This is a genomic window from Okeania sp. SIO2B9, assembly GCF_010672505.1.
Lineage (GTDB): Bacteria > Cyanobacteriota > Cyanobacteriia > Cyanobacteriales > Microcoleaceae > Okeania > Okeania hirsuta.
This window is the reverse complement of the sequence record NZ_JAAHGK010000192.1, coordinates 1-7,845: the sequence shown is the minus strand read 5'-3', so window position 1 is coordinate 7,845 and position 7,845 is coordinate 1. Positions and strand designations below refer to the sequence as shown.

Genomic DNA, 7,845 nt, shown 5'->3' with positions numbered 1-7,845 from the left:
TTAAACTGATAATATTTATCCAAATTTACTTGAGCTTTCTTCAATGCTTTGAGATTTTTCAAAGGCACAATGATAAAAGGTATCCCTGTGGAAACTTCCTGAATAGGAAACCTCATATCTATATCACCCACCTCTAAATTTAATATCTCTGCTAAAGATTCAATTTGATATTTTTGAGCAAAAGTAGGCATATTCTGAGCCATCCATAAAACTTCACCTTTCCAACTCACAGCAATTTGTCCTACACCCATATTTAAAATTACTTGTTCCACCGAATTTTTAATAATTTCTCGTTGAATAATATAGGCAGTTCCTAATGTTGGATGACCAGCAAAAGGTAATTCTTGAGTAGGAGTAAATATCCGCACATCATAACCATTATTTCGTTGTGTTGAAGATAAAATAAAAGTAGTTTCTGAATAGTTCATCTCTCTGGAAATTTGCAACATTTCATTATCAGAAAGATTCTCAACTTCAGAACCTGTAAATACAGCCAGTTGATTACCAGCATATTTAGTTTCAGCAAATACATCTACAATGTAAAATTTCATAGTATTTTGTTACCTTTAGGCTTATATAACTCATTTGGTATCTTTATTGGCGATTCAGTTTTTTGACAGGAGTCAGGAGTCAGGAGGTGGAGGGAAGGAATATGGGAAAAAGGTTGAAAAATACCCCCCACCTTCCCATCTCTTTTTAAATAGATCTCAAATGGGTTCTATATTCGATCTAATTTATCAGATCGTCAAAGTTTGTAGCTACAGAACACCTAGACCGCGCAAATCGGGTGGAAAGAAAAATATTTTTCCCTTAAATATTAGTTATTTTAAAAGAAACTCACTCAAAGGTCTAACCATATATCAGTCTATGGTTAGGAAAGTAGGAGTATTAGCGCTAGTATATGCTTCAATTTTTGGTAGTCCTGCTCGCGTAATGGTAATATAATTCAAATAGGTTAATCAAGTTAAGTTTGTGGAGAGCAATTGTCCTGAGTGCCAGTCTACTAAAATCATTAAATATGAACATACCCACGATGGTAAACCTCGTTTCCGTTGTACTCATTGTGGGCGACAGTTTGTAGAAAATCCTACCCGAGGACCTATGGATGAAGCAACAAAAATCATGATTGATCAAATGTTGCTCTTATAGATTAGCATTGGCAGCGATCGCTCTGATTAATATCATGTTCGGACGGGTCAGTTATAAATAAAATTTAAGGACTGACAGTACCGACGGTATCAAATAAATACTGAAATTGTCTTTACTTTTCTCCAATATTTCCTCTTTTTCTCCAATATTTCCTCCTGACTCCTGAGTTCCCCTCCTGGGATGGGTTAGGGGTGGGTTGACTCCTGAGGACTCACAACATTTATTTATTTATAAGTATTCAACCGTTAGCGTAGCTCCCCCGGAGGGGGAACATGATATAACGGGTGTTTCAACAAAGTTGGTTGCAGATTTACCTTCACCAGAAGTATGACTTGGTTCCTCCACAGGTTGAGGTTAGTCACAAAAAATTGGCCAACAGACAATTCAAATGGATCAAATGTGGTGATTTGTTGGTGCAAAAAGTAATCAACAATGGATTTGGTTAGCAATGGATGTTGAAACTCGTGAAATTGTGGGAGCAGATATTGGCGATCGCTCTCAACAATCAGCTCAAAATCTTTGGCGCTGTTTGCCAGGGTTCTATGGTCAATGTGCAGTCTGCTACAGTGATTTTGGGGAAGCTTACGAGATCATACTACCATCAATGCGACATCAAGCTGTGGGCAAGGAGACTGGTAAAACAAGCGATATAGAAAGGTTTAACAATACCATGGGACAACAACGTATCGGACGGTTAGTACGAAAAACCTGATGGTTTTCTCAAAAATTAAGTAATCACATTGGAGCTATCTGGAATTTCATACATCACTATAATGCCACAATTTGTTAACCATTACTATGTAGGACTACCCAATTTTTTTACTAGCCAACCATTGATCGATATTATCTGCTCCTCGCTGCATTTCCAACAAAGCATTTTTTTTCAAATTATCCAGAATTAATTCACGGACAACTTGATAGCTATAAAAAGCAGCAATACTAACTACAAAAGTAGTACCTGCAACCAACAAACGTAACAGAAAACTACGAGTCGATTTCTTGTCTTGTAGATGATTTTTCCACCAAATATTTAACCTTTGACAAAGTTTTATTGTTGGTAGTTACTCTGTTCTAGTCATAGCTATTTTATTCTAGTTGATTGAATCAAATCATTAGTTTTTTTTTAAGCACCTTAATTCACTATAATTAATCAGCCTGATTTTTATTATACCAACTTGGTCTGCTCAAAAAGAATAACTTTGTAATGGTAATAGAAATAAATTCTTAATTCATCTATCATTTTTGATGATATATCATTCTCATTTTAAAATTATATTTATTGGTAATTATCCTATAACTACTAATAAAATTTTGATAGATATTAGGATATATAAGTCATCAGTCACTAAGTCATAACTTCAAAAAATTTGAAGTTAATTTGAATTATTATTTAACTGTAGACAATCTATGTTCTAATTGCGATAGCACCTCTTAAGATATATTATCATAAAGAAAATAAATTGCTCTTAAATTCTCAAAAGAGTAGTATAAAATTAATATCTAAAAACCAAAAACTTGATTATGAACAGCTCATTTTTGAATCGTCTCCATAGTCCAGAACGCCCAGTCATAGTCTTTGATGGGGCAATGGGTACTAACCTACAAGTCCAAAATCTGACTGCTGAAGACTTTGGCGGTGCAGAATATGAAGGTTGTAACGAATACCTTGTCCATACTAAGCCAGAAGCAGTTGCTACAGTCCACCGAGGGTTCTTAGCAGCAGGTGCTGATGTGGTTGAAACTGATACTTTTGGTGGTACAAAAATTGTATTGGCAGAATACGATTTAGCGGACAAAGCTTATTATTTGAATAAAACCGCAGCGGAGTTGGCAAAGTCTGTTACTGCGGAATTTTCTACCCCAGAAAAGCCTCGATTTGTTGCCGGGTCCATGGGACCAGGAACAAAATTACCTACCTTGGGACATATTGATTTTGACACCTTAAAAGATGGTTTTGCCGAACAAGCGGAAGGTCTTTGGGATGGGGGAGTAGATTTATTTCTTGTGGAAACTTGTCAGGATGTTTTACAGATAAAAGCTGCCCTAAATGGTATAGAAGAAACCTTTGCGAAAAAAGGTGAACGTCGCCCCATCATGGTGTCAATAACTATGGAAGCTTTTGGCACTATGTTAGTCGGTTCAGAAATTAATGCTGCTGTGACAATTTTAGAACCTTATTCTATTGATATTTTAGGATTAAATTGCGCTACTGGTCCTGATTTAATGAAGGAACATATTCGTTATTTGTCAGAAAATTCCCCTTTTGTTATTTCTTGTATTCCTAATGCTGGTTTACCAGAAAATATCGGCGGACAAGCTCACTACAGATTAACTCCTATAGAGTTGAAAATGGCATTAATGCACTTCGTTGAAGACCTGGGAGTGCAAGTTATCGGCGGTTGTTGTGGTACTCGTCCAGACCATATTAAAGCATTAGCTGAAATTACTGAAACTCTCACACCAAAAGAACGAGAATATAACTATATTCCATCAGCAGCTTCTATCTATTCTTCCGAAACTTACGAACAAGATAACTCCTTTTTAATTGTTGGGGAAAGACTGAATGCTAGTGGTTCTAAAAAATGTCGAACTTTACTCAATAATGAAGATTGGGATGGCTTAGTTGCCCTGGCAAAATCTCAGGTAAAAGAAGGGGCACATATTCTCGATGTTAACGTTGATTATGTGGGACGCGATGGGGTTAAAGATATGCACGAATTAGCATCTCGTTTAGTCACAAATGTTAATTTGCCTCTGATGTTAGACTCCACAGAATGGGAAAAAATGGAGGCGGGTTTAAAAGTTGCTGGCGGTAAATGTTTGCTCAATTCTACTAACTATGAAGATGGAGAACCTCGTTTTTTTAAAGTATTAGAATTGGCGAAAAAATATGGTGCTGGTGTGGTAGTTGGAACCATCGATGAGGATGGAATGGCGCGGACGGCTGATAAGAAATTTGAAATAGCAAAACGAGCTTATGATGCAGCAGTAGAATATGGGATTCCTGCCCATGAATTGTTCTTTGATACTTTAGCATTGCCAGTTTCTACAGGGATTGAAGAGGATAGGGAAAATGGAAAAGCTACTATTGAATCTATTAAAAGGATTCGGGAAGAATTACCAGGTTGTCATATAATGCTTGGGGTTTCTAACATTTCGTTTGGTTTAAATCCCGCTGCCAGACAAGTATTGAACTCGGTATTTTTGCATGAAGCAATGGCAGTAGGTTTGGATGGATCTATTGTTAGTGCGAGTAAGATTTTACCCATGTCAAAAATTGAACCAGAACATCAAGAAGTTTGTCGCAAACTAATATATGACCAACGGGAATTTGATGGGGATATTTGTACTTACGATCCTCTGGCTGAGTTAACAACAATGTTCCAGGGTAAAACAACTAAAAAAGACCGTTCTGCCACACAAAATTTACCAATTGAAGAACGTTTAAAACAACATATTATTGATGGAGAACGTATCGGTTTAGAAGATGCTTTAGCCAAAGCTTTAGAAACATATCCGCCCCTAGATATTATCAATGTCTATTTATTAGATGGCATGAAAGTAGTGGGAGAATTATTCGGTTCCGGACAAATGCAATTACCATTTGTATTGCAGTCTGCTCAAACTATGAAAGCAGCAGTTGCTTATCTACAACCTTTCATGGAAGCAGAAGAGTCAGGTGAGGATAATTCTAAGGGAACTTTCCTCATTGCAACTGTCAAAGGAGACGTTCACGATATTGGTAAAAATCTCGTAGATATCATTCTTTCCAACAACGGTTATCGGGTAATTAATTTAGGAATTAAACAACCAGTTGATAATATCATTGCTGCTTACCGCGAACATAATGCTGACTGCATCGCCATGAGTGGTTTATTGGTGAAGTCAACCGCATTTATGAAAGACAACTTGGAAACATTTAACGCAGAAGGTATTACCGTTCCCGTGATTTTAGGTGGTGCTGCTCTGACTCCGAAATTCGTCCATGAAGATTGCCAAAATACCTACAAAGGTAAAGTCGTTTATGGTAAAGATGCGTTTTCCGATTTGCATTTCATGGATAAGTTGATGCCAGCAAAATCAGAAAATCAGTGGGATGACATTAAAGGATTTTTAGGTGAGTTTGCCGAAGAAAACGGTAACGGTAATGGCAATGGTAAGGTTAATAGTAATGGTAATGGTAAAGCTGCTACTGCTAAGTCTGAAGAAAAAGAGGAAACTAAACCTGCTGCTCCAGTCGTAATAGATACACGACGTTCCGATGATGTAGCAGTAGATATCCCTCGCCCCACTCCTCCATTCTGGGGAACAAAGTTATTGCAACCAGAAGATATGCCATTTGAGGAATTATTCTGGTATTTAGATTTGCAAGCGTTGATGGCAGGGCAATGGCAATTCCGTAAACCCCAAGGTCAACCACGGGAAGAATATAATGAGTTTTTAGCAGAAAAGGTTTATCCGATTCTGGAAACTTGGAAATCACGGGTAGTTAATGAGAAGTTGCTGTATCCCCAAGCAATTTATGGTTACTTCCCTTGTCAAGCAGAAGGAAATACACTTTTCATTTACGACTCCGACGAAATGAATAAGACTGGTAAAGCAACAACAGTTGTGAACAGTTTTGAATTTCCTCGGCAAAAGTCAGGACGACGGTTGTGTATTGCTGACTTCTTTGCTCCCAAGGACTCCGGAATTATTGATGTGTTCCCGATGCACGCTGTAACAGTAGGAGAAATAGCCACTGAATTTGCACAGAAGTTGTTTGCTGCCGATGAGTATACAAATTATTTGTATTTCCACGGTATGGCGGTACAAACTGCGGAAGCAATGGCAGAATGGTTACACGCTCGTATTCGTCGGGAGTTAGGTTTCGGTGCAGAGGATGCAGATAATATCAGGGATCTTCTGAAACAGCGTTATCAAGGATCACGTTATAGTTTCGGTTATCCCGCTTGTCCGAATATGCAGGATCAGTATAAGCAGTTAGACTTGTTGGATGTGAAAAGGATTGATATGTATATGGATGAGAGCGAGCAGTTGTATCCAGAACAGTCTACGACAGCGATTATTACTTATCATCCAGTGGCGAAATATTTTAGTGCGTAGGTAGAGAAGAAGGAGTCAGGAGTCAGGAGACAGGAGTCAGGAGGGAAGAGGAGGAAGTAGTAGAGTAGTAGTGGCACGTCAAGCTTAAAATGGTGGAATAGATTTTTGACTAAAAGCTTTGAAAAATCAGGATCGTACCATTTTCCCAAAGTAACATTTAAGGCTTGACACGGCAGTAGGGTGTGTTACACTTCGTTAACGCACCGTCAAATCTATAAACTTTTTGGTGGGTTACGCTGACGCTAACCCACCCTACTGGACCGACACAGCTAAAATGGTGCATTAGAAAATGGGGGGATGGGGTGATGGGGAGATGGGGTGATGGGGTGATTATGAAAAAAGCTAATGCACACTTTTAGCTGTGTCAGTCTACTACCCGCTTCTTCATTTACTAGAATAATCAACCTATTGGTAACATTGTTTGACAGAAAATATATGCAAAAAATTAAAATTAAGCTAGTTACTCTCGGAAGCTTAAAATACCCAGTTTATTTTCAGTTTATAAAAAAGTGGAAATCAAAAATTTTTAGCGCTGAACATCTCGATCAAATACAGATTTTACCAGAAATGGACGGTGAAAATTGGTCGTATACTGACAAATTGCTTGCAAATTTAATTTAAGTCAGATAAAAATTACGACTTTACAGTTGGTATTATCAACTATCGTTTAGAAAAGAATTACTATGTTAGAAGAGTAGGAAAAGATTTATGTATACTTTCGTTATATGAAACAGCAGAAATTATTCGTGATGCAAATTTGACTATTGAAAATTTTATCATCCGTAATCTTTATGAATTCTGCTCAATTTACTTAGAATATGCTAGAGATGCTTCTTTAGTTGAATATAGTGTAGCTCACGATGAAACTCGCAGTTGCTTATTTGATATGTGTGGAAACAAAGCTGATACGGAGTTCGATCACTGTATTCTCAAATCACATAGTAAAAATCGCTCAAAACACTCTCCAGTTAAGCATCAGAGTCGATTGTATACAGTAACGGGTAGTGAAAAAATCGCTCTTACTACTTTGGCTTGGGCATTCTGCGATTTTTCTTGGGGGGAAGTTCAGTTTTACCCCAATCACCAAGGGTGTCCTTAAATAATAAATCTTGGTCATTTGTCAAAAAAATTAGATGCGTTTGCCCAGGGCGATACAACTACAATAACATAATACTATTTAGTCACGAATCGAGGTTATATGCCATCCAATGCAGAACAATTGTTCAGCTCTATTTCTAATGTAAAATACTTTGCTTATGGCTCCAACTTATCTAAATCATTACTAGAATTCAAATTAGCATCAAATCTTCAAACAAAGGATAAATACAATACAGAACCTAATTCACTGATTTTACATTCTCAACCAGCTATATTAAAAAATTTTGAATTTAAATTTAATTTATATGTGCCGACGAATAATGTCGATCCAAGTTACGCTAATTTAGTTTATCAAAAAAATTCTATTGTACATGGTTGTTTGTATGAAATGTCACCAGAATGTGATTTGCGCCGTGCTGACAGCTTTGGGGCGATTACTCCCATTGTAAGTGAACCCTATATGCTGCTCGGCCTGGAATTTGGATTGAAGGA

6 protein-coding genes and 1 pseudogene are annotated in these 7,845 nt (G+C 37.3%); 5 read left to right on the top strand and 2 right to left on the bottom strand.

Going from position 1 to position 7,845, the window contains the following annotated elements; all coding sequences use genetic code 11:
* On the bottom strand, positions 1-551 hold a 551-nt coding region (locus tag F6K13_RS09365; RefSeq protein ID WP_287287269.1), incomplete at its 3' end, for a PhzF family phenazine biosynthesis protein.
* Positions 552-972: 421 nt separating this feature from the next.
* Between F6K13_RS09365 and F6K13_RS09360 the strand changes: the two genes are divergently transcribed.
* Together F6K13_RS09360 and F6K13_RS09355 are read left to right on the top strand one after the other, a co-directional pair.
* A complete protein-coding gene (locus F6K13_RS09360) occupies positions 973-1,149 on the top strand; it encodes an IS1 family transposase (RefSeq protein ID WP_124154596.1) in 177 nt (58 codons plus the stop codon).
* Positions 1,150-1,426: 277 nt separating this feature from the next.
* A pseudogene (locus F6K13_RS09355) lies at positions 1,427-1,939 on the top strand (IS1 family transposase); the annotation flags it as partial.
* A 16-nt stretch (positions 1,940-1,955) separates the two neighbouring features.
* On the opposite strand, the gene F6K13_RS09350 reads toward F6K13_RS09355, so the two are convergent.
* Positions 1,956-2,117 carry a hypothetical protein gene (locus tag F6K13_RS09350; RefSeq protein ID WP_161564662.1) on the bottom strand — a complete coding sequence of 54 codons (162 nt, stop codon included), beginning with the start codon at positions 2,115-2,117 and terminating at the stop codon, positions 1,956-1,958.
* Positions 2,118-2,670: 553 nt separating this feature from the next.
* On the opposite strand from F6K13_RS09350, the gene metH reads away from it, so the two are divergent.
* The 3 genes from metH to F6K13_RS09335 all read left to right on the top strand — a co-directional run.
* The gene (metH, locus tag F6K13_RS09345) at positions 2,671-6,255 is read left to right on the top strand and encodes a methionine synthase (protein ID WP_124146684.1); all 3,585 of its coding nucleotides are present in this window, start codon (positions 2,671-2,673) and stop codon (positions 6,253-6,255) included.
* Positions 6,256-7,012: 757 nt separating this feature from the next.
* Positions 7,013-7,354 (top strand): hypothetical protein, encoded by a 342-nt coding sequence (locus F6K13_RS09340; RefSeq protein WP_124146683.1) that lies wholly within the window; start codon positions 7,013-7,015, stop codon positions 7,352-7,354.
* A 99-nt stretch (positions 7,355-7,453) separates the two neighbouring features.
* Positions 7,454-7,845, top strand: a 392-nt coding sequence (locus tag F6K13_RS09335; protein WP_287287267.1) for a gamma-glutamylcyclotransferase family protein, incomplete at its 3' end; no start/stop codon positions are given.